Raw genomic sequence first — 22,240 nt, 5'->3', positions numbered from 1 at the left:
AGCCCCATGAACAAGACCAAACTGATCCTGATCGGCAATGGCATGGTCGGTCACCAGTTCCTTCAGAGCCTTGCCGAAAGCGGCGAAAGCGCACGCTTCGACGTCACCGTCTTCTGCGAAGAGCCGCGCCTGGCCTATGACCGCGTCCACCTGAGCGAATACTTCGCCGGCAAGACCGCCGACGACCTGGCCATGGGCAAGCCCGCGCAGTACGCCGACTGGGGTTTCAACGTTCTGCTCAACGAAAAGGCCGTGGCGATCGACCGCGAGCGCCAGGTCGTGACCAGCGATAAAGGCACCGAGCTCGACTACGACCGCATCGTACTGGCCACCGGTTCCTACCCCTTCGTGCCGCCGGTGCCGGGCCATGAGCGCGAGCACTGCCTGGTCTATCGCACCATCGAAGACCTCGAGGCGATCAAGGCCAGCGCCGCCAGCGGCAAGACCGGCGTGGTCGTCGGTGGCGGTCTGCTCGGCCTCGAGGCCGCCAAGGCCCTGCGCGACCTGGGGCTGGAGACCCATGTGGTCGAATTCGCACCGCGCCTGATGGCGGTCCAGCTCGACGACGCCGGCGGCAAGGTACTGCGCGACAAGATCGAAGAGCTCGGCGTGCGGGTCCACACCGGCAAGAATACCCAGCAGATCGTCGATGGCGACGATGCCGTGCATCGCATGGAGTTCGCCGACGGCGAGTCGCTGGAAACCGACCTGATCCTGTTCTCCGCCGGCATCCGCCCGCGCGACGAGCTGGCCCGCAGTTCCGGCCTCGAGATCGGCGAGCGCGGCGGCATCGTGATCGACAACGACTGCCTGACCACCGACAAGAACATCTTCGCCATCGGCGAGTGCGCCCTCTGGGGTGGCCGTATCTTCGGCCTGGTCGCACCGGGCTACAGCATGGCCAAGGTCGCCGTGGCGCAGCTGCTCGGCGATGACAGCCAGTTCCTCGGCGCCGACATGAGCACCAAGCTCAAGCTGATGGGGGTCGACGTGGCCAGCATCGGCGACGCCCACGGCCATACCGCAGGTTCGCGCAACTACACCTACCTGGATGAGGCCAACGGCATCTACAAGAAGATCGTCGTCAACGACAGCGGCAAGGAGCTGCTCGGCGCCATTCTGGTCGGCGATGCCGAGGACTACGGCACCCTGCTGCAGTACGCGTTGAACGGCATCGAGCTGCCGGAGTTCCCGGACAGCCTGATCCTGCCGCAGCGCGGTGACGGCGCCAAGCCGGGTCTCGGCGTCTCGGCGCTGCCGGAAAGCGCCCAGATCTGCTCCTGCCACGACGTCACCAAGGGCGCCATCTGTCAGGCGATCGACGCCGGCTGCACCGACGTCGCCGGCGTCAAGGGCGCGACCAAGGCGGCCACCGGCTGCGGCGGCTGCGCCGCGCTGCTGACCAATGTCGTCAACCACGAGCTGGAAGAGCGCGGTGTCGCGGTCAGCCGGGATATCTGCGAACACTTCGCCTACACCCGTCAGGAGCTGTACCACCTGGTGCGGGTCGATCAGATCAGGTCCTTCGACGAGCTGCTGCACAAACACGGCAAGGGCAAGGGCTGCGATATCTGCAAGCCGGCGGTCGGATCCATCCTCGCGTCGTGCTGGAACGACTACGTGCTGAAAAAGCCCCACGTCGGCCTGCAGGACACCAACGACACCTTCCTCGCCAACATGCAGAAAGACGGCACCTACTCGGTAGTGCCGAGGGTCGCCGGCGGCGAGATCACGCCGGACAAGCTGATCGTGCTCGGCCAGGTGGCGAAGAAATACAACCTCTACACCAAGATCACCGGCGGCCAGCGCGTCGACCTGTTCGGCGCCCGCCTCGAGCAGCTGCCGCTGATCTGGCGCGAGCTGGTCGACGCCGGCTTCGAGACCGGCCATGCCTATGGCAAGTCGGTGCGGACCGTCAAATCCTGCGTCGGCAGCACCTGGTGCCGCTACGGCGTCGACGACAGCGTGGGCCTGGCGATCGATATCGAGAACCGCTACAAGGGCCTGCGCGCGCCGCACAAACTGAAGTTCGCCGTCTCCGGCTGCACCCGCGAGTGCGCCGAGGCGCAGAGCAAGGACGTCGGCATCATCGCCACCGAGAACGGCTGGAACCTGTACCTGTGCGGCAACGGCGGCATGAAGCCGCGCCATGCCGACCTCTTCGCCACCGATCTCGACCGCGAAACGCTGATTCGCTACGTCGACCGCTTCCTGATGTTCTACATCAAGACCGCCGACCGCCTGCAGCGCACCTCGGTCTGGATGGACAACCTCGAAGGCGGCCTCGACTACCTGCGCGAGGTGGTGATCGAAGACTGGGGCTGGCTGCCGATCTCGAGGCACAGATGCAGCAGGTCATCGGCACCTACGAATGCGAATGGAAGAAAACCATCGAGGATCCGGAGGCCCTCAAGCGCTTCCGCCCGTTCGTCAACTCCGACCAGACCGACGACAACGTCGTCTTCGTGATGGAACGCGACCAGATCCGTCCCGCCACGCCGAAGGAAAAGGCCGCGTCGACCCCGGCCGAAACGATCAAGCTTGTCAGCTGAGGAACCTGCAGATGAATACAAAATCCCACTGGACGCCGCTGTGCGGCAAGACCGACCTGATTCCCGGCAGCGGTGTCTGCGCCCTCATCGAGGGGCGTCAGGTCGCCCTCTTCTATCTGCCCGAGGACGACCGGGTCTACGCCATCGACAATCATGACCCGATCGGCGGCGCCAATGTGCTGTCCCGCGGCATCGTCGGCTCGGTCGGCGATGAGCCGGTCGTGGCATCGCCGCTTTACAAGCAGCACTTCAGCCTCATCGACGGCCGCTGCCTCGAGGACGACCAGCACCGCCTGGCCGTCTGGCAGGTATCCCTCGACGAAGACGTGCTGCTGATCGACCCGACGCCCCGTTAAGGGGCAGCGGGTGACGGGAACGCCCCCTTAGGGACCACGCCCGGCCAGGTCTGCCCCACCCAACCGCCTGGCCGGATTCCTCTCCAGGGCCCAACGGATGCGCCTTTCGGGCGAAATAACAAAAACTGGCACGGTTTTCGCCTACACATAATAAAGCGATAGAAAGCTGAAGAAAGCGAAGCACCGAAGAGTGTCAGGCTCGAAAGGCTGAGACCTTGAAGGGGAAGTTGGCAATGGCGCCATCTCCCGCCATCCGGCGGGGATGGCGTTTTTTTGAGATAGCGGAAGACAACAATGAACCGAACCGAATCCACAACCAGCACCACCTGCCCCTACTGCGGCGTCGGCTGCGGTGTCGAGGCCCGGGTCGAAAACAACCGTCTGATCGCCGTCAGTGGTGATGACCGGCATCCGGCCAACAAGGGCCGGCTCTGCGTCAAGGGCTCGGCGCTGCACGAAACCACCGGCGATCAGGGACGCCTGCTCCATCCCCAGGTCGCCGGCAGGCGCGCCAGCTGGGACGAGGCGCTGGACCATATCGCCGGCCGCTTCTCGCAACTGATCGAAACCCACGGTCCCGACTCCGTGGCCTTTTACCTGTCCGGCCAGATTCTGACCGAAGACTATTACGTCGCCAACAAGCTGATGAAAGGCTTTATCGGCAGCGCCAATGTCGACACCAATTCGCGCCTGTGCATGTCGTCGGCCGTGGCGGCACAGAAACGCGCCTTCGGCAGCGATACGGTGCCGGCTTGCTACGAGGATCTCGACGAGGCCGACCTGGTCCTGCTGGTCGGCTCCAATGCCGCCTGGGCCCACCCCATCCTCTATCAGCGTCTGGCGCGCGCCGGGAGCGGCGCCCCGGCATGAAGGTGGTGGTCCTGGACCCGCGCCGCACGGCCACCTGCGACCTCGCCGACCGCCACCTGGCGCTCGCGCCTGGCAGCGACGGCTACCTGTTCAACGGCCTGCTGAGCTACCTGGCCGATCATGATGCCCTGGACCGGGACTTTATCGATCACCACTGCGAAGGCTTCGACGAAGCCCTGGCGCAGGCCCGGCGACAGTGCCCCGATATCGCCACGACCGCCGAGCGCTGCGGCCTGGAAGCCGCCGAGCTCGAATGGCTGTTCAGCCGCTTCGCCACCACCGAGCGCAGCCTGACGCTCTATTCCCAGGGCATCAATCAGTCGTCGAGCGGCACCGACAAGGCCAATGCGATCATCAACTGCCACCTGGCAACCGGACGCATCGGCAAGCCCGGCGCCAGTCCCTTCTCGATCACCGGGCAACCCAACGCCATGGGCGGCCGCGAAGTCGGCGGCCTGGCCAACCAGCTGGCCGCCCATATGGACTTCGCCGATCCGGACCACCTGGAAACGGTACGCAGCTTCTGGCAGGCCCCGAACCTGGCCGAACGGGAGGGCCGCAAGGCGGTCGACCTGTTCCGCGCCATCGAGACCGGCGACATCAAGGCCGTCTGGATCATCGGCACCAACCCGGCGGTCAGCCTGCCGGACGCGGCCCGTGTTCGCCAGACGCTGAAGCAGTGCGAACTGGTGGTGGTCAGCGACTGCATCGCCAGGACCGACACCACGCTGCTGGCCGACGTGCTGCTACCGACCACCACCTGGGCCGAGAAGAACGGTACCGTGACCAATTCCGAACGCCGCATCTCGCGCCAGCGCAGCCTGGTCCGGGCGCCCGGCGAAGCCCGCCATGACTGGGAGATCCTGTGCGATTTCGCCGCCCGGCTCGGCTACGGCGAGGCCTTCGGCTACCGTCACCCGGTGGAGATCTTTCGCGAGCACGCGGCATTGTCCGGTTATCGCAACGGCGGACGCCGGGATTTCGATATCTCGGCGCTGGCAAGCCTGAGCGAAACACAGTACGACGCCCTGGCGCCCATCCAGTGGCCGGTCACCGACCGCTGCCCCGAAGGCACCGCACGCCTGTTCGGCGATGGCCGCTTCTTCACGCCGTCCGGGCGCGCACGACTGCTGCCGGTCGAGGCGCGTCTGCCGGCCGCTACCGCCGGCGACGGCGATTTCGTGCTCAACACCGGCCGTATCCGCGACCAGTGGCATACCATGACCCGCACTGCCCGCAGCCCCCGTTTGCTGGAGCATAGCGACGAGCCCTTCGTCGAGATCCATCCGCAGGATGCGCAGTGCTCCGGGGTCGGGGACGCGGACCTGGTACGCCTCGAAGCCCGCGGCCAGCGCTTCATCGGTCGCGCCCGTATCAGCGACGGCGTGCAGCCCGGCACGCTGTTCGCGCCTATTCACTGGAACGATCGCCATGCCGCGGCCGCCTGCGTCGACGCGCTGGTGGCACCGGTCACCGACCCGGTTTCAGGCCAGCCCGAGTCCAAACACAGCCGCGTCGGGCTGGTGGCGCTCAAACAGTGCTGGCAGGGACTGCTGCTGAGCCTCGAACCACTCGAGCAACCGCCCTGCGAATACTGGGTGCGGGCAGCGCTCGAACAGGGAGAGCGCTATCGGCTGGCGGGATTCGAACCGGTCGCGGACTGGCGCCACTGGGTCGAAGCCTGGCTACCCGCCTGCGAGGACCGCATCGAACTGCTCGACAGTCGGGGCGTCCATTACCGCGCGGCGGGCTTTCGCGACGGCCGCCTGCAGTGGGTACTGATCGCCGGCGGCGACGGCGAACTGCCATCGCACCCTGGCTTTCGCAGCAACTGGGACGGGCTCTGAGCGCCGGCGAGCGGGCGCGGCTGTTGGCGGGGCGCCCCTGCGAAGGCGTCGAGGATCAGGGTTCTATCGTCTGCGCCTGCTTCCAGGTCGGGGAAAAACGCATTCGCAGGGTGCTGGATCAGGGCAGCCAGTCGGTAGAGTCCCTCGGCCGCCATCTCGGCTGCGGTACCAACTGCGGCTCCTGCATTCCCGAATTGAAGGCGTTGATCGCGAAGTCCAAAGGATAGGTCGCCCCCGACATCCAACCAACGCCGGGCTAAGCCCGGCATGGTGCGTTACGCGCTCGACCGCCCCGGCGGAATCTGATGCCCCCGGTGGAATTCGCACCTTCGGTGCTTATTCCACCCTACTGGCCGGTTCCAGCAGCGGGATATTGGCACTGGTCTGCAGCAGCGTGCAGGCCTCGTCGAACGGTAGCGGTTTCGAGAACAGGTAGCCCTGGCCGATATCACAGCCGAACCGGCGCAGGATACGCCACTGCGCCTCGTCTTCGATACCTTCGGCGACAACCTTCATCTCCAGCGCATGGGCCATCTGAATCACGGTACGGGCTACGGTGGCGTCGCTGTGGCTGGTGGCCATGTCATTGACGAAGCACTTGTCGATCTTCAGCGTCGAAACCGGGAAGCGCGTGAGGTAGGCAAGCGAGCTGTAGCCGGTACCGAAGTCGTCGATGGTCAGCGAGAGCCCCAGGGCCCGCAGTTTTTCCAGTCGCGGCATGACCGCCTCGACGTTTTCGGCCAGCAGCGATTCGGTGATTTCGAGCTCGAGGGTGGTCGGGTCGATACCGGCATGCTGGATCGCCTCGCGCACATGACCGATGATTTCGTCGCTGCCGAGCTGGCGTACCGACATATTGATCGCCATCGTCAGCGGCTTTCCGCTCAGTGCCTGTAGCCTGGCCAGGTCTGCACAGCCGCGCATCAGCGCAAAGCGCCCCATCGCCTCGATGAAACCGGTTTCCTCGGCCACTTCGATGAACTCGTCCGGCCCCACCGCGCCCAGCGCCCGGCAGTTCAGGCGCATCAGCGCTTCGAAGCCCATGACCTCGCCGGTACCGATACGGTTCTTGCTCTGGTAGACCATATAGAGGTCGCCGCTCTTGAGCGCCGCCGGCAGCTGGTTCTCGATCTCCAGCTTGCGCTTCATCCGCTTGTCGAGTTCGGCATCGAAGAAGGTATAGCGATTGCGCCCGCGCCGCTTCGATTCATAGAGCGCGATGTCGGCGTCGCGAATCAGCCCCTGCACATCGGGGGCATCGACCGGGTAACGCGAGACCCCGATACTGGTGGAGATGTTGAGATGTTTTCCCTGCAGCAACAGCGGCTCGCGCACGGTTTCGATGATGTTGGCGGCAACACGTTCGATCTCGTCGACCTCGGTGAAGCGGAAATGGATCAGAAACTCGTCGCCGCTCATGTGGGACAGGTGACCGTAATCGTCTACGGCATGCTGCAGCCGGTCCGCGACCTTGATCAGCACCTGATCGCCGAAGAGGTGACCGAAGGTATCGTTGATCTGCTTGAAGTTGTCCAGGTCGAGATACAGCAGCGCCAGCAGCCCCTTGCTGGACCAGGCATCCTCGACAGACTGGGAGATTACCTCGCTGGCGCGGCGCCGGTTGGGCAACCCGGTCAGCGAGTCGAAATTCGCCTGCTGATAGAGCTTGGCCTCGGCGTGCTTGCGCTCGGTGATGTCCTGGGCGATCAGTATGAAGCTGGTATCGGCACTGTCGGGCGTCTCGACCGGCGAGATCGAGAACTCGTACCACTGATCGGTACCGTCCCGACGACGCTCGCCGCACCAGCCGCCGGTTTCGATCACCTTGCTCTGAATCTGTACCAGGTCGTCACGCAGCATGTCATGGGGCGCGAAATTGGTTACCGGTACACCCTTGAGGCGAGCCTCGTCCTGCTTGACGTCTCCCTCGAAGCGGCGATTGGCATATTCGATGCACCAACTGCTGTCGGTGACGACAACGCTGTCCTGACTCTGCTCGATCGCTTGGGACAGCTTGGAAAGATTACCCTCCGCCAGCAGGCGCGCGTTTTCGAGCCGGGAGTTGGCCAGCCACACGAGCCGGTACACCAGCAACGAAATCAGCAGGAAGAGCCCCAGCAGCAGCCCGACCGTCTGCACCTTGCCGGTCCAGAGCCAGAACTGCCGGCTCAGGGGCACGAAGGCCACGGAGAGAAACTGAAACTGCGGCAGCAACTGCGCCTGCACGACCACCGGCTCGCCATTCAGCGACAGGCGGAAGACATCGGCACTGTTACCATAGGCCGCGTGCTCCATCAGCTCGGCAAGCGACAGCGCATCGAGCTTCCAGTCGCTGATGCCGCGCACCAGGCTGCCGGTCATCGGATGGGCGAAACGGATACGGCCGCCGTCCCCCAGCAGCCAGACCCTGATGTCATCCGGCGTGTTCAACGATTGCCAGATCGAGGCTTCGCCCAGGATGCTGTAGGCCGCGACCACAAACGCCAGCAGGTTGCCTTTTTCGTCCTGCAGCGCGACAAACGCCGGCAGCAGCGGCCCACCGGGGTTCGGCGCGCTGAACAGGCGGCCAAGCTTGAGCGTTCCGGTATAGCGGGTCTGGGTGATGGCGTCCGTGGACGACAGGGCGATATCATCCGGCAGGGGGCGCCCACACTGAGCAGAAGCTCGCCGCGACGGTCCAGAACACCGAGTGATTTCAGTTCCGGCACCGCCGTCGAGAGGGTCTGGAGCGCGGCCTCGAGTTCCGAGCGCCGCAGTTTGTTGTCGCGCACCAGCGGCTGCGTCGCAGACAGCAGCAACTGTTCCTGGGGACGGAAGAAGGCTTCGGTCTGGTCTATAAAGCTGGCATTCTGCTGATGCAGCTGACGGGTCACCTCCTGGCGAACCTCCAGCCAGCTGAACCAGCCGAAACCGAGGACCGACAGCAGCATCATCAGCGACAGCAGCGCAATCAGCAGCCGCAGTGGCCTGATGCTATTGATCATCTACAGCACCCAATCCCGTTCTCCCCTGATCGCGACATCCGAACGGATACCAGGTTAGAGACAGCCGGCCCTGAAACTTCGACGCCGGGATCCATATATTCTTCCTGAAACTATAAGCGCTTCCATGACATCCTGCCGCCGCCGCCTGAAAAATAAATTGAGTCTGCGGCGAAAATATCGATTTACCGCACCGCACCATCACTTTACCCTTACGCCCCGGTTTATGAAAGCCGCCGCCAGGGAATCGTACGGGGGAAACAACCACGGCCGGCATGGCGCGGCGGAATGTTCAAGGACAGGAGAAATGACCGAATGCGTGAATACAGTCTGAAGGCCAACCTGGTCCTGCTGCTGGTCGCGGCCATCTGGGGGCTGGCGTTCGTCGCCCAGCGGGTGGGCATGGAGCACCTGGGCCCGTTCGGTTTCAATGCCGCCCGTTTTGGGCTCGGTGCGCTGTCGCTGATACCGCTGACGCTACTGTTTCGCGCCCGTGCCGGCCAGGCCCGGCCCTCGGGCCTGCTGCGGGGCGGCCTTCTGGCCGGCAGTCTGCTGTTCTGCGGCGCCTCCTTTCAGCAGGCTGGCCTGCAGTACACCACGGCCGGCAACGCCGGCTTTATTACCGGCCTCTATATCGTGCTGGTGCCACTTGCGACTCTGCTGCTGGGACAGGCCGTCAGCCGTGGTATCTGGGCCGGGGCGCTGCTGGCACTGGCCGGCCTCTACCTGCTCAGTATCAACGAGGATCTGGTGATCAATCGCGGCGACCTGCTGGAACTGATCGGCGCGGGATTCTGGGCCGCGCATGTACTGGCCATCGGCAGGCTGGCACCGAAGGTCGACGGACTCAGGCTGTCGATCATCCAGTTTCTGGTCTGCGCCTTGCTCTGCCTGCTCTGCGCCCTGCTGTTCGAGTCGGACAGCCTGAGCCTGACGAGCCTGGCACAGTCCTGGCAGCCGATCGCCTATGCCGGCCTGCTGTCTGTGGGTGTCGCCTATACGCTGCAGGTATACGCCCAGAAGCATACCCCGGCCGCCCATGCGGCCATTATCATGAGCCTGGAAGCGGTGTTTGCCGCCTTCGGCGGCTGGCTGCTGCTTCAGGAAACCCTGGCCGGCCGGGCCCTGCTTGGCTGCGGCCTGATGCTTGCCGGCATGCTGCTGGCACAACTGCCCTCGCGCCACCGGGGCAACGCTACCGACAGTCGCCCTAGAGGTTCAGCAGAGGAGATTTGACGATGTCGAAGAAGATCCCGACCAACATCATCACCGGTTTTCTCGGTGTCGGCAAAACCACCGCGATCAATGCCCTGTTGGCGCAGAAGCCGGAGTCGGAACGCTGGGCGGTGCTGGTCAACGAATTCGGCCAGATCGGCGTCGACCAGGCGGCCATGCCAAACGAGGAGGGCCTGCATATCAAGGAACTCGCGGGCGGCTGCATCTGCTGCGCCCTGGGCCCGATGCTGCGGGCCGGGCTCGCGAGCCTGATCCGTACCGCCAGACCCGACCGCCTGATCATAGAACCCACCGGGCTCGGTCACCCCGAAGGCATTATCGATACCCTGCAGGGCAAGAGCTTTCGCGACATCCTGGACCTGCGCGCGGTAATCTGCCTGCTCGACCCGAGACTGCTCGATGACCCGCGGGTGCTGAGCCATGAAACCTTTCAGGACCAGCTCAACCTGGCCGATATCGTACTGCTCAACAAGCTCGATCTCGCCACACCCGAACAGGTCAGACAGAGCCACGCAGCGCTGGCCGGCCTGTTCCCGCCGAAGCAGCGCATCGAGGAGGCTGAACGGGGTCGATTCCCCGTCGAACTGCTCGACCTGGTACGCGACGACACCCTGGCCGCGCAGTTCCCCGACAGCCATGTCACAGAGCAGACTCCGGAACCACTGCAGACACTGGCGCTGCCGGAGCCGGGCAAGCCGATACGGCGCACCGGAAGCGGCGCGGACTTCGTGAGCTGCGGCTGGGTCTTCCACCGCGACGACGTCTTCGATTACGACCGCCTCGAAAGCCTGCTCAAGGGCATCGAGGGCGCGGTGCGCATCAAGGGCGCCTTTCGCATCGGCTATGTGTGGCTGTTCTACAACCGTGTGCTTGAGGAACACAGCATCGACAAGCTGGCGTGGCGCCGGGATTCCCGTGTCGAGATCATCAGCCGTGACGCCCGGGACTGGGAAAACCTCGAGCAGGGTCTGCTGGCCTGCCTTGAGCCGGCCCCGATGGCTTAAGAGACCGCATGCGACAATCGGCCGCATTAACGGCGCCCGTGCCCCTGATCTAGAATAGGCTTTCAACAAGAGGTATAGATGACAGTCGACGCGATCAATCGAAAGGTGCCCTGGGCAGCCCTGTCCGCCTTCGCCGGCCTTATGGCCCTGCTGGCGGCAATCTGGCTGGGCCCGCGCCTGCTGGCGCCGCCCACGGCCGCCAGCCTGGCCACGCCGGCTGATTGTGACCTCTCGGCGGGCCCCTGCCGGGCAGCGGCGGGCGAAAGTGCCCTGACGCTGATGCTGAATCCGCGCCAGCCCAGGGCTCTGGAGCCGTTGCAGTTCCAGGTCCGTACCGAGGCACTGGACGCCGATTCGATCAGCATCGTACTGGAGGGACGTGACATGTACATGGGTTACAACCGCATCGAGCTACAGCCATCGCCGGCGGATCCGGTACTCTGGACAGGCACCGGCGAACTGGCGATCTGCACCACCGGCGAAATGATCTGGCTGGCCCGGGTCGAAGCCGGCACGGCCGGCGGCCCCGCCACCGCCCGCTTCGAGTTCAGCGCGCGATGAGTACCAGTCCGCTGAAAACCCTGCGTATCCTGCTGGTCCTGACGGCCTTTCTGCTGGCAGGAATGACCGCGGCCTTCCTGTTGCGACCGGGGCCGGCACAGCCGTCGCTGGGGCAGAGTCTGCGACTGGGCGGCGACTTCGAACTGCAATCGGCCGACGGTCCCGTGGCGCTATCCGATTTCAGGGGCCATCCGGTGGTGATCTACATCGGTTACGCCTCCTGCCCCGATGTCTGCCCGACATCACTGGCCGTCATGGCGCAGGGCTTTCGCCGCCTCACCGAGGCGCAGCAGTCCGAGGTGCGGGGCATTTTCATCAGCGTCGACCCGGACCGCGACAGCCCGGCCAAGCTGGCCGAATACAGCGACTTCTTCCATCCCAACCTGGTCGGACTGACCGGCAGCCGGGAGCAGATCGACCGGGTGGTCAAGCAGTACGGCGCCTACTATCGCATTGCCGAACTGGAAAACTCGGCGCTGGGCTATGCCGTCGATCACAGCTCGCGCCTCTATCTGGTGGATGGCGACGGTCAGCTGGCCGAAGTCCTGAGCCACAGCATTACGCCCGATGAGCTGGCCGGGAAACTGCGCGCGCTGCTCTGAACACCGCTCCAACATTCACGTACAAGGAAGGCCGATCCCATGTCAAAACCCCTTGCCGGTGCGCTGCTCTGCACCCTTCTGCTGGCCGCTCCGGCCATGGCCGACATCACTGCCAGCGACGTCTACGTCCGTGCGGTTCCGCCCGGGCAGATGAACAGCGCCGCTTTCATGACACTGCATAACGATGGCAGCGAGGCGGTCGGCCTGGTCGCCGCGGGCTCCGCCATCGCCGAAAACGTCGAACTGCACAGCCACAGCATGCAGGATGGCGTGATGAGGATGCGCCGTATCGATCGCATCGATGTGCCGGCGCACGGCCGGCACAGCCTGGAGCCGGGTGCCGATCACGTGATGCTGATTGGCCTCAGGGGCGCTCTGCAGGAAGGTGACAGCGTGGAGCTTCGGCTGGAATTTTCCGACGGACAAAGGCTTGAAATCGCCGCCCCGGTCAAATCGGTGATGGCCGGCATGCAGAACGGGCAGCATCTTCACGGGAACTGATCCCGGCGTTTATGCCACCCCATGAAGGCGAAAGCGCCCGGCGGTCAGTGCCGGGGTGTTATAAAACGCCTGCAGCGCCTCGACCAGCATGCGCGGGCGCTGCGGCAACCCTGCTCGAGAAAGTCGGCCACCTGCTGCTGAACCCGCTGCCGGAACTGCTCGCTCGGACCGAGGCCCAGGGACAGATTGTCGGCGCTGAAATGAAAGCGGTGCCCGGCCGCCGCTGAGAATATCCATTCCAGCGCCTGAGGCTTGACCTCGACCCGCTCGAACAGCGCCTGCTCCTCGGCCGTGCGACCATCGGGCTTGTACCAGTAGCCAAAATCCACCTGCTGACGCCGCTCCGCCCCGGCCACGCACCAGTGGGCGATTTCATGCAGCGCACTGGCGAAAAAGCCATGGGCGAAGACGATACGGTGATGCGGATATCCGTCACCGGCCGGCAGGTAGATGGGCTCGTCGTCCCCCAGCACCAGCACGGTATTGAAAGTGTCTCGGAAAAGGCCGTCGAAAAGTTCGATCAGGTCCTGATAATGCGGTTCTTTCATCAATCGAATTTCTGCCAGCTATCCTTGTTTAACCACCAGGTTTCACCACTACGCTTATCCAAACGTGCCGCTGCGTAACCCTTGACATCCTTTTCGGCGCGTTCAAGCACAACATCATATTCAGAACTGGGAGTGCTTTCGATATCTATTAACGGCTTCCATCCACCCTGATCGGCAAGCCAGGTCTCACCACTAAACCGATCAAACCGAATAAGAATCCATTCCCCGGTTGCCGTATAGGTCGCGACGATGCGAAAAGCATCACCGGCGCCGCCGACCGACAGCTCATTGGCAATCATGCCGAGCTGGTCGATCAGGCCGCCCAGCGCCGCGGACTGATCCCCCTGCGCCGGCACCGGATGCTCGCGGTCGGTTTCGTCGGCGGGCGCCGCGGCCGGTTCGGTCAGCATCTGCAGACGCGCCAGCACCTGTTGGGACTGCTGTCCCAGCTCGGCACTCCGGGCTTTCAGCTGGATCAGCTGCTCCTGTACCAGCGTCAGGCGGTTGGCGAGCTGTTCGAGGCCGGCACTCAGCGTCTCGGCGCCCGTCGCTGGCTCGGCAGAGGCCGATGTGCTGCCCGAGGACGGCGGTGCGTTATCCGTTGCGGCCGGAGCCTGTTCCGCGACCGCCTCGGGCTCGGGCGCCGTGGACTGTATATTGGCAGTGTTGCAGCCGGCGAGCAGCAACAGTGCCAGCACTGGCAATCCCTTTCGTATCACATGGACCTCGTCGAAGTTCCGGGTTCGCCGCAGAACCGCCTCGGGACAGATCGGGTGGTGTCCGCGGCAGATGCTTGTCACTTTGCTGAAAAAGCGGGAGGGCCGGCCCGGGCGGCGCCGCGCACGGCCCCTGTCCAGCTAGGCAACCTGCGAATGCAGTTCCTTGAGCATGTGCCAGCAGCTGAGCATCGACATGGCGCAGGAGAGGGACAGATCGCTGGCACTGCGGGCGAGGATCGTCTGCCGGGTTTCCGGCAGGCCCGTGCGCGTAAACTGCTCGCGAATCTCTTCGACGGACTTCAGCAGCGCCGCGGCGCCCGCCATCGCGTCGGCCACCATGATCTGGCGGTCGGTGCCGGCACTGCTGGCGAACAGCACGTCCTTCGCCATCTCGAATACCTCGACCAGATCCGTATTGCCGCCACGGATTTCGGCCGAGTTGTAATGGGCATCGATGATCGACGAACATACCTGCACCAGGACGCTGACGCCGTTGTGCAGTCGGCGCCGGGGCTCCAGCGGTTGCTGGTTCAGCCGAGTCCAGCCCTTGAGCAGCTGTTCGATGGTCACGGCCTCGAAGTGCCCTTCCGCCTTGCGGGTTTCCCCGGACAAGGCATCCATCAGCGGCTCGAACTGGCGCCGAATCAGCTCCTGACGCTCGACCTTGCTCGGCAGCTGGTACTTCATGGCCTGCCATAAAGCGTCGAGATTCTCATGCTCGACAAGCAAGGGAGGCAGCGCCGCACGGATCGCTTCGCTGGCCAGCAGGCTGTCGCGCAACGCCTTGTAGCGTGCCGCCAGCGTCGGGCCTCCGGCAATAAAATCGAGCAGCAGCGCACGCAGTTCCCTGGCGTTCGCCAGCAGGTTACCAGAATCAGTCTGTTGTTCAGTCATCGCTTGGCGTCTCCAATACGCTCTGTGACAGCCGCAATGCAACAAAGTCCCGCGGCCATTTTTCCTTCTGCCCTGTTCTGGCTCACACTGAGGATAGACCCGATCGGACCGGATTATAAGCCTGCCGGACCGTTACGGATCCCGTCCATCAGAGCGACAGTATGTCGATCCGTTCACCCGTCGGCGTATCGCCCCCTGCCCGCTCTGCGCACCGGCGGCCCCGCCATTCACGATGCCATGGGGGAAGCCCAGCTGCAGGCCGGCGAAATCGAACAGACCGGTATCGGCCAGGTGACTCGGTACCACGTTCTGCAGCGAGCGGAACATGGTTTCGATCCGCCCCGGATGGCTTCGATCCCAGCCCTGCAGCATCTCCTTGATCACCTGGCGCTGGAGGTTTTCCTGGGAGCCACAGAGATTGCACGGAATGATCGGGAATCCCTTCAGTCCGGCGTAGGCGGCAATGTCCTTTTCACGGGAGTAGGCCAGCGGGCGGATCACCATGTTCTTGCCATCGTCCGAGACCAGCTTGGGCGGCATCGACTTGAGCTTGCCGCCGTAGAACATGTTGAGAAAGAAGGTCTCGAGGATATCGTCGCGGTGGTGTCCCAGCGCGATCTTGTTGGCGCCGATCTCGTCGGCGAAACCGTAGAGGGTGCCGCGACGCAGACGCGAGCAGAGCCCGCAGGTGGTCTTGCCTTCCGGCACCACCGACTTGACGATGGAATAGGTATCGCGCTCGACGATGTGGAACGGCACTCCGACCGACGCCAGATACTCCGGCAGAATGTGCTCGGGGAACCCCGGCTGCTTCTGGTCGAGGTTGACCGCCACCAGCTCGAAGCTGACCGGTGCGCTTTTCTGCAGGTTGAGCAGGATATCGAGCAGGGTGTAGGAGTCCTTGCCGCCCGACAGGCAGACCATGACGCGATCGCCTTCCTCGATCATGTTGAAGTCTTCGATCGCCCGCCCCATCTCCCGGCGCAGGCGCTTCTGCAACTTGTTTAGACGGGTCTTGAGCTTGGGGTCGGGCGTCTGATCGGCGCTGTCGTCCGCGGTCTCGCCAAGACGTGTTTCGGGAAGGAGTTCCCGGTACTGGATATCGCTCATCGGTTGGCATCGGCTGGTAAACGAAAAGAGGCCGCGATTATAACGGATGCATGTTCAAATCGCAGCCACCTGCAAGAGGGTTAAGCGTCACCTGTCAGCCGTCACCGCCAATCCATCGGGCACCGGCCAGTTGATCTCGAGCGCTGTCCCGGTTCCGACCACCACCGCATCGAGACTGGGCGGAATCAACGCCCGGCCATCGGAGATCGGCACGCGCCCGCCCATGATCTCGGCCAGTCGCTGCGGATAACGCGGCACCTGATCCGGTTCGGCAAAACCGTCGGGCCAGAGCGGCAGACCGGAGTTGAGATCGTACTTGTCGCTGGCCCCGAGGGTGTGCAGCAGTTCGTGGGCCGCGACGACATTGTTCTGTCCCTGGTTGCGTTCGTCGGCGAAGGCGTTGACCAGGCCGATCAGCCCCTTCTGCAGCCCCAGCGAATGGGCCAGAGGCTCCCGGTTCTGCGGCGAGTAATAGCGCATGAAGATGCGGATATCGGCTGCCGGCCCCTGCCAGCTGTCATTGCGCCAGGCCCACCAGCGCATCGACAGGCTCCAGCGGACATTGTCGAACAGCGACGGATTCTGCGGCAGTTTCGGCGGAGACGCGAACACCTGGGGCGCCAGTTGAACGAAGACCGGATCCACCGAGGCAACGCCGTAACGCCCGGCCTCGCGGGTGAAGAAACGCTCGATCCCGTCGAAGGCATCCCCGGACAGGCTGTCGATATAGGCCTGGGTATCGGCGCGGCCATCACCATTGAGCGGATAGACCAGCACCCAGAGGGTTTCCTGCCAGTCGGTCGTGCGGATGCGCGAGAGCCAGCTGTTCAGCGCCACCGCCAGCAGGATCAGCAGCAGGATCAGGATGCGCAGGTTGCGGAAGGTGCGGGCATTCAGCATCGGCGGTCGCAGGTTTCGACGTTTCGGTACATTCTAGCCGATGAAGCAGGCTCCCATATGGGAGTCCGCTCTGCGGGCGAATATCATGGTCGACAGTAACGTAGGTTGGGTGCAGCGGCGAAGTCGCGTAACCCAACATCCGAGGGTGCCAATCGATCTGCAGCACAACGATATGATGGGGTTCGCCGCCACAGGCGCAGTGCAAACCGGGCGAGTCCGGCAAAGGCGGCTTCACCCATCCTACGAATGACCCATCGCCACCTTCACGCAACGCAGCAGGCCGATATCGTAGGCGCCGCCCAGTGCTTCGTGGACCGGCTTGAGCGCAGCGCCGGATTCGCGTTCGCATTCCAGTATCACCTGCTCGATATGCCGCAGCTCCGCGTCCGGCAGCTCGACCACCTCCCGCATGCCGATCCGTCCCTGCTGGATCTCCTGAGCGAGATGACCGTATATGGCATTGACCGACAGCTTGAGCTGGCGCGCGACCTGGTCCACGCCCATGCCGGCGCGAAACAGTGCCAGCGACTCGTCCGCCTGGGACGACTCGGGCTGGCCACCGCTCAGGTGCGCCTCTATAACCGCCAGGAACCGGTCGCCGTAAAGTGCCAGCTTGCGTTCGCCGACGCCGTTCAGTCGGCGCAGCTGGGCCACGTTCAGCGGCCGGTGCATGACCATTTCCATCAGGGTCGCGTCATGGAAGATCACATAGGGCGGCACATCCTGCTCTTCGGCCAGCGCCTTGCGTGCCGCACGCAGATCGTTCCAGAGCACGTAGTCCTCCGGGTCGAGCTTCGACTGTGGCACCGAGCCGCGGCTGAAGCGGTTCTGCTTGCCGGCCCTGGGCGACTCGAGTCTCAGCTCGAGCTGCTCGTCACCCCTCAACAGCGGACGGCAGCGCTCGGTCAGGTGCAGCACCCCGTGCCCCTGGGCATCGACACCGAGGTAACCCCGGGCCACCAGCTGGCGGAACACCGAGCGCCACTGATTGCGGTCCAGCTCCTTGCCGATGCCAAAGGTCGACAGCCGGTCGTGGCCGCGCGCCCTGACCTTGTCGCCGGCCTGACCGAGCAGAATATCGATGACATGGTTGACGCCGAACTGCTGGCCGCTGCGGTACACCGCCGACAGCGCCTTGCGCGAAGCCTCGGTGCCGTCCCAGACCGGCACAGGCTCCAGGCAGGTATCGCAGTTGCCGCAGGGCGGGTGTTCCGTCTCGCCGAAATAGCCGAGCAGCGTCTGCCGCCGGCAACTGGTGATCTCGCACAGGCCCAGCATCGCTTCGAGCTTCTGCCGCTCGATCTGCTTCTGCAGCTGCGGCGCCTGGGAACCCTCCAGCATCTGGCGCAGGAAGATCACATCCTGCAGGCCGTACACCATCCAGGCATCGGCGGGCTGACCGTCGCGCCCGGCACGGCCGGTTTCCTGGTAATACGCCTCGACGCTCCTGGGCAGATCCAGATGAGCGACGAAGCGTACATTGGGCTTGTCGATGCCCATGCCAAAGGCGATGGTGGCGACCATCACCAGCCCCTCCTCCGTGAGGAAGCGGTGCTGGTGATGGGCCCGCAGTTCTGGCGGCAGGCCCGCATGGTAGGGCAAGGCGTGAAAACCCCGCTCGCACAGCCAGGCAGCCGTCTCTTCGACCTTCTTGCGGGACAGGCAGTAGACGACGCCGGCATCCTGCGGGTGTTCGTCCTGCATGAAACGCAACAGCTGCTCCCGCGCCCTGTCCTTCTGGCCGATGCGGTAGCGGATATTGGGCCGGTCGAATCCCTGGATGAAGCGTGCCGCATCCACCAGCGCGAGGCGGTCGACAATCTCCTGCTGGGTACGGCCGTCGGCCGTGGCGGTCAGCGCAATGCGCGGCACCCCCGGGAAAACCTCGGCAAGACGGCTGAGCTGCAGATATTCGGGACGGAAGTCATGCCCCCACTGGGATACGCAGTGGGCCTCGTCGATCGCAAATAGCGCCAGGCGGCAGCCGGACAGAAGATCCAGGGTTCTGGGCTGCAACAGTCGCTCGGGAGCGATGTAGAGCAAATCCAGCTCGCCGCGACGCAGCGCCTGTTCGGTTTCCACCAGCTGCTCGAACGGCAGTGCCGAGTTCAGACAGCCGGCCCGGATACCCCATTGCGACAGCGCGCTGACCTGGTCCTGCATTAGTGCAATCAGCGGTGACACCACCACAGCGGTACCGGGGCGCAAAAGCGCCGGCAACTGGTAACAGAGCGACTTGCCGCCACCGGTCGGCATCACGACCAGCACATCCCGCCCCTCGACCAGACAGCCTATTACCTGATCCTGGGGGCGCGAAAGCGGTCATAGCCGAAGACTTCTTTGAGAATCCTTAGTGCGTCATCCATCATGGGCCGGCATTATCCGGCAAGGCCGACATACTGTCACTTGAAAATCGTGACGCGTTACGCGTTACGCGTCACGAATCCAATATATTCCTTACCCCCGGGCCACGGTTGGCGTTAGAATCGCCCCATCAAAACCGGAATACGGACAGCCCCATGCCAATGCCGCCTATTGCCCAGCCGCTCAACGACGATGAGCTGGACCGTCTCGAGGACTTCCTGTTCTCCGAAGCGGTCTCCGAAGAATCCCTCGACCTGATTGGAATTCACGGCCTGTTCTGCGCCCTTGCCATCGCGCCGGAAGAGGTACCGGAGCAGCAGTGGCTCGAACTGCTGTTCGACGGCGAGCCGAAGTGGCAGTCCGACGCCGAGAAAAAGGAGATCACGGCACTGCTGCGCCAGTGGTATCAGTCGATCAGCAGTGACCTCTACAACGACGAAGAGATCGACCTGCCCTGCGATGCCAGCCTCGAACTCGACGAGGAGGACAGGGAGGTCGGCATCGCACCGCTGACCCTCTGGGCCGAGGCCTTCATGGAGGGCGTTTTCCTGCACGAGGAACTCTGGTTCGCGCCGGAGCGCGAAGAGCAGGTCGCCGAACTGCTGTTGCCGATCATGCTCGCCTCGGACCTGTTCGACGAAGACGAGATCAAGCAGATTCGCAAGGACAAGCGCCTGAGCGAACAGATGGTTGCCCAGATTCCGGAGCTACTGGTCGATCTCTATCTGGTTTTCCACGCGCCCGAGAAGTGATCAGCCGCCTGTAGGAGCGCCGCCCCCGGTGCGAATAACCGCCGTGCCAGATTCGTTCGCCTCGGGGCGAGGCTCCTACGGAGCGCCCCCTTACCGCCCTATCCCGATCTACGCGCTCTCCACCTCGCCCATAATAATGGAAACTAAATACACTTTTAGCCACTACCCTTGATCCAGATCAACCGGGGCCGGCGACTGGCTGCATACACTATCCCCGTCTATCGTTGTTTGATGGGCGCCAAAGGGACCAGGTGTTTGCATGTTCAAGAAAATTTCCCCGCTGCTACATTACATTCTCCTGCTGATCATCGTCATCAGCCCGTCGGCCTTCGCGGTCCAGGGCGGCCTGCTGCAATCCCCGCAGGAGCTGATACGGCAGGTTTACCCGGACGCCGACAGCATTGGCGACAAGGAAGCCGTCGACGGTGACGGCCCGCTGGTGCGCACCATCCGGCAGCAGGACCGTATCCTCGGCTATGCCTTCGAAACGGCGGATGTGGTCGCCATCCCTGCCTATTCCGGCAAACCGATCAACCTGCTGGCGACCATCGACCCCGAAGGTCGCTTCCGTTCGGTGCACGTACTCGAGCACCACGAACCCATCCTGCTGGTGGGGATTCCGGAACAGAAGCTGTTTGACTTCGCCGATCAGTATAAGGGCCTGGGCATCGATGACAGCGTCCGGGTGGGACGCAGCAACGACGAAAACACCGTCAGCCTCGACGCCATCACCGGCGCCACCGTAACCGTCATGGTGGTCAACGAGAGCCTGATGCGGGCGGCGGTGAAAGTCGGCCAGGCACTGGGCATCGCCGAACTGGGCAACCAGGCGCAACAGCCGGCCGCCACCATCAGAAAAGACGATTTCGAGCAGGCCGACTGGCAGACCCTGACCGGCGACGGTTCCATCCGCCGCCTGCACCTGACCCGGCGGGAGGTCAATCAGGCCTTTGCCGGCACCAAGGCGGAACGCGGCCACGGCGGCAAGGGGCCCAGGGCCGACGAAACCTTTATCGACCTTTACTACGCCCCGCTCAACGTCCCGACCATCGGCAGAAATCTACTGGGTGAAAGCGAATACCACTGGCTGATGGACCAGCTTGCGCCCGGCGATCAGGCCATCGCGGTGATGGCCAACGGCGAATATTCGTTCAAGGGCAACGGCTATGTTCGCGGCGGCATCTTCGACCGCACCCAGCTGCTGCAGGACGGCACCACCATCAGCTTCCACGACAGCGATCACTACCGCTTGAGCGACGTCTATATCGAGGGTTTCCCGGGCTTTCGCGAAATGGCGATCTTCATCGTCCGTTCCGCCTACGAGTTCGACCCCGGCCGGCCCTGGCAGCTGGAGCTGCTGGTGCGACGCCAGGTGGGCGCGCTGGACAGCGTCTTCACCAGCTTCCACGGCGAGTACCAGACGCCGGAGAAATACCTGGAGCGCCCAGAGCCGGTCGCCGGCGCCGAGGCCGAAGGCGAACCCCGGCCGCTGTGGATCTCGATCTGGTACGACAAGGTCTTCCAGATTGCCGTGCTTGCGGCCGGCCTGGCAGTACTGACGCTGGTCATCTTCTTCCAGGACTGGCTGGCACGCCGCCCGAAACTGCTGCTGCGCCTGCGCCTGGCCTTCCTGATCTACACGGTGGTCTTCATCGGCTGGTATGCCCTGGGCCAGCTGTCGGTGGTCAATGTCTTCACCTTCACCCACTCGCTGCTCGGCGACTTCCAGTGGCAGCTGTTCCTGCTCGACCCGATGCTGTTCATTCTCTGGAGCTTCGTCGCCATCACGCTGCTGCTCTGGGGACGCGGCATCTACTGCGGCTGGCTCTGCCCCTTCGGCGCGTTGCAGGAGCTGATCAACGAAGGCGCGCGCAAGCTGCGGATCCGCCAGTTCGAACTGCCCTTCGCCGTCCACGAACGTCTCTGGGCGATCAAGTACATCGTCCTGCTGCTGCTGTTCGGCATCTCACTGGAGTCGCTGCAGCAGGCGGAACGCTTTGCCGAGGTCGAACCCTTCAAGACCGCGATCATGCTGAAATTCCAGCGTGAATGGGGCTACGTACTGTATGCCGGCCTGTTGCTGCTGGCATCGGTCTTCACCCGCAAGGCCTTCTGCCGCTATCTCTGCCCGCTCGGCGCGGCGCTGACCATCCCCGGCCGCTTCCGGATGTTCGACTGGCTCAAGCGGCGCCACGAATGCGGCAATCCCTGCAAGCTGTGCGCCAATGAATGCGAAGTGCAGGCCATACATCCGGACGGTCATATCAACGGCAACGAGTGCCATTACTGCCTCGACTGCCAGATGACCTATTACAACCACAGCAAATGCCCGCCGCTGGTCGCGCGCGAGAAGCGCCGTCGCAAGGGCACGGCCAGCCAGGCACCGACTGCAGGCCGCTCCGGCGCCCGCATTACGGCTGTCGAAGTGGAGTAGTGGGCGGCC

Annotated in this window: 18 protein-coding genes and 2 pseudogenes; 12 read left to right on the top strand and 8 right to left on the bottom strand. The window is 63.9% G+C overall.

Annotated elements, in window-relative coordinates; all coding sequences use genetic code 11:
* Positions 1–6 precede the first annotated feature (6 nt).
* The 5 genes and pseudogenes from nirB to ACFQDL_RS22730 all read left to right on the top strand — a co-directional run bounded on the left by nirB (position 7) and on the right by ACFQDL_RS22730 (position 5,852).
* Positions 7–2,552, top strand: a pseudogene (gene nirB / locus ACFQDL_RS22750) (nitrite reductase large subunit NirB).
* 11 nt (positions 2,553–2,563) lie between these two features.
* Positions 2,564–2,908, top strand: a complete 345-nt coding sequence (gene nirD / locus ACFQDL_RS22745) for a nitrite reductase small subunit NirD (protein ID WP_379911010.1) — start codon at positions 2,564–2,566, stop codon at positions 2,906–2,908.
* A 294-nt stretch (positions 2,909–3,202) separates the two neighbouring features.
* The gene (locus ACFQDL_RS22740) at positions 3,203–3,778 is read left to right on the top strand and encodes a molybdopterin-dependent oxidoreductase (RefSeq protein ID WP_379911009.1); all 576 of its coding nucleotides are present in this window, start codon (positions 3,203–3,205) and stop codon (positions 3,776–3,778) included.
* The gene (locus tag ACFQDL_RS22735; RefSeq protein ID WP_379911008.1) at positions 3,775–5,625 is read left to right on the top strand and encodes a molybdopterin-dependent oxidoreductase; all 1,851 of its coding nucleotides are present in this window, start codon (positions 3,775–3,777) and stop codon (positions 5,623–5,625) included. The genes ACFQDL_RS22740 and ACFQDL_RS22735 overlap by 4 nt, the downstream gene beginning before the upstream one ends.
* A gap of 23 nt (positions 5,626–5,648) precedes the next feature.
* A complete protein-coding gene (locus ACFQDL_RS22730) occupies positions 5,649–5,852 on the top strand; it encodes a (2Fe-2S)-binding protein (protein ID WP_379911007.1) in 204 nt (67 codons plus the stop codon).
* Between the two features lie 109 nt (positions 5,853–5,961).
* On the opposite strand, the gene ACFQDL_RS22725 is transcribed toward ACFQDL_RS22730, so the two are convergent.
* Together ACFQDL_RS22725 and ACFQDL_RS22720 are read right to left on the bottom strand one after the other, a co-directional pair.
* The gene (locus tag ACFQDL_RS22725) at positions 5,962–8,103 is read right to left on the bottom strand and encodes a putative bifunctional diguanylate cyclase/phosphodiesterase (RefSeq protein ID WP_379911006.1); all 2,142 of its coding nucleotides are present in this window, start codon (positions 8,101–8,103) and stop codon (positions 5,962–5,964) included.
* Positions 8,052–8,609 carry a hypothetical protein gene (locus tag ACFQDL_RS22720; protein ID WP_379911005.1) on the bottom strand — a complete coding sequence of 186 codons (558 nt, stop codon included), beginning with the start codon at positions 8,607–8,609 and terminating at the stop codon, positions 8,052–8,054. Before ACFQDL_RS22720 ends, ACFQDL_RS22725 begins: the two co-directional genes overlap by 52 nt.
* Positions 8,610–8,921: 312 nt before the next feature.
* Here ACFQDL_RS22720 and ACFQDL_RS22715 point away from each other — a divergent pair, with 312 nt between their 5' ends.
* The 5 genes from ACFQDL_RS22715 (at position 8,922) to ACFQDL_RS22695 (ending at position 12,510) form a co-directional block, all read left to right on the top strand.
* Positions 8,922–9,842 carry a DMT family transporter gene (locus ACFQDL_RS22715; protein WP_379911004.1) on the top strand — a complete coding sequence of 307 codons (921 nt, stop codon included), beginning with the start codon at positions 8,922–8,924 and terminating at the stop codon, positions 9,840–9,842.
* 2 nt (positions 9,843–9,844) lie between these two features.
* On the top strand, positions 9,845–10,846 hold the full coding sequence (locus tag ACFQDL_RS22710) for a CobW family GTP-binding protein (protein WP_379911003.1): 1,002 nt from the start codon (positions 9,845–9,847) through the stop codon (positions 10,844–10,846).
* Positions 10,847–10,924: 78 nt separating this feature from the next.
* Positions 10,925–11,407: a hypothetical protein gene (locus ACFQDL_RS22705; protein ID WP_379911002.1), complete on the top strand. Its 483-nt coding sequence runs from the start codon at positions 10,925–10,927 to the stop codon at positions 11,405–11,407.
* Positions 11,404–12,009: an SCO family protein gene (locus tag ACFQDL_RS22700; RefSeq protein ID WP_379911001.1), complete on the top strand. Its 606-nt coding sequence runs from the start codon at positions 11,404–11,406 to the stop codon at positions 12,007–12,009. Before ACFQDL_RS22705 ends, ACFQDL_RS22700 begins: the two co-directional genes overlap by 4 nt.
* Positions 12,010–12,048: 39 nt before the next feature.
* The gene (locus ACFQDL_RS22695) at positions 12,049–12,510 is read left to right on the top strand and encodes a copper chaperone PCu(A)C (protein ID WP_379911000.1); all 462 of its coding nucleotides are present in this window, start codon (positions 12,049–12,051) and stop codon (positions 12,508–12,510) included.
* A gap of 44 nt (positions 12,511–12,554) precedes the next feature.
* Here ACFQDL_RS22695 and ACFQDL_RS22690 read toward each other — a convergent pair whose 3' ends face one another.
* From ACFQDL_RS22690 to recQ, 6 genes and pseudogenes are all read right to left on the bottom strand, one after another.
* Positions 12,555–13,058: an elongation factor P hydroxylase gene (locus ACFQDL_RS22690; RefSeq protein ID WP_379910999.1), complete on the bottom strand. Its 504-nt coding sequence runs from the start codon at positions 13,056–13,058 to the stop codon at positions 12,555–12,557.
* On the bottom strand, positions 13,058–13,756 hold the full coding sequence (locus ACFQDL_RS22685) for an RAD23 family protein (RefSeq protein ID WP_379910998.1): 699 nt from the start codon (positions 13,754–13,756) through the stop codon (positions 13,058–13,060). Before ACFQDL_RS22685 ends, ACFQDL_RS22690 begins: the two co-directional genes overlap by 1 nt.
* Before the next feature lie 159 nt (positions 13,757–13,915).
* Complete coding sequence (locus tag ACFQDL_RS22680; protein WP_379910997.1) at positions 13,916–14,671, bottom strand: hypothetical protein; 756 nt, start codon at positions 14,669–14,671, stop codon at positions 13,916–13,918.
* Between the two features lie 132 nt (positions 14,672–14,803).
* On the bottom strand, positions 14,804–15,781 hold the full coding sequence (ttcA, locus tag ACFQDL_RS22675; RefSeq protein ID WP_379910996.1) for a tRNA 2-thiocytidine(32) synthetase TtcA: 978 nt from the start codon (positions 15,779–15,781) through the stop codon (positions 14,804–14,806).
* 87 nt (positions 15,782–15,868) lie between these two features.
* Positions 15,869–16,681, bottom strand: a complete 813-nt coding sequence (locus ACFQDL_RS22670; RefSeq protein ID WP_379910995.1) for a hypothetical protein — start codon at positions 16,679–16,681, stop codon at positions 15,869–15,871.
* 240 nt (positions 16,682–16,921) lie between these two features.
* Positions 16,922–19,050 (bottom strand): annotated as a pseudogene (gene recQ / locus ACFQDL_RS22665) (DNA helicase RecQ).
* Between the two features lie 150 nt (positions 19,051–19,200).
* Between recQ and ACFQDL_RS22660 the strand changes: the two are divergent.
* Positions 19,201–19,797: a YecA/YgfB family protein gene (locus ACFQDL_RS22660; protein ID WP_379910994.1), complete on the top strand. Its 597-nt coding sequence runs from the start codon at positions 19,201–19,203 to the stop codon at positions 19,795–19,797.
* Between the two features lie 259 nt (positions 19,798–20,056).
* Complete coding sequence (gene nosR, locus ACFQDL_RS22655) at positions 20,057–22,231, top strand: transcriptional regulator NosR (RefSeq protein WP_379910993.1); 2,175 nt, start codon at positions 20,057–20,059, stop codon at positions 22,229–22,231.
* The last annotated feature ends 9 nt before the right edge of the window (positions 22,232–22,240 follow it).

Origin of the sequence: Marinobacterium aestuariivivens (assembly GCF_042661465.1) — a bacterium.
In the GTDB taxonomy this organism is placed as follows: domain Bacteria; phylum Pseudomonadota; class Gammaproteobacteria; order Pseudomonadales; family Balneatricaceae; genus Marinobacterium_A; species Marinobacterium_A aestuariivivens.
This window is presented reverse-complemented; position numbering and strand designations above follow the sequence as displayed.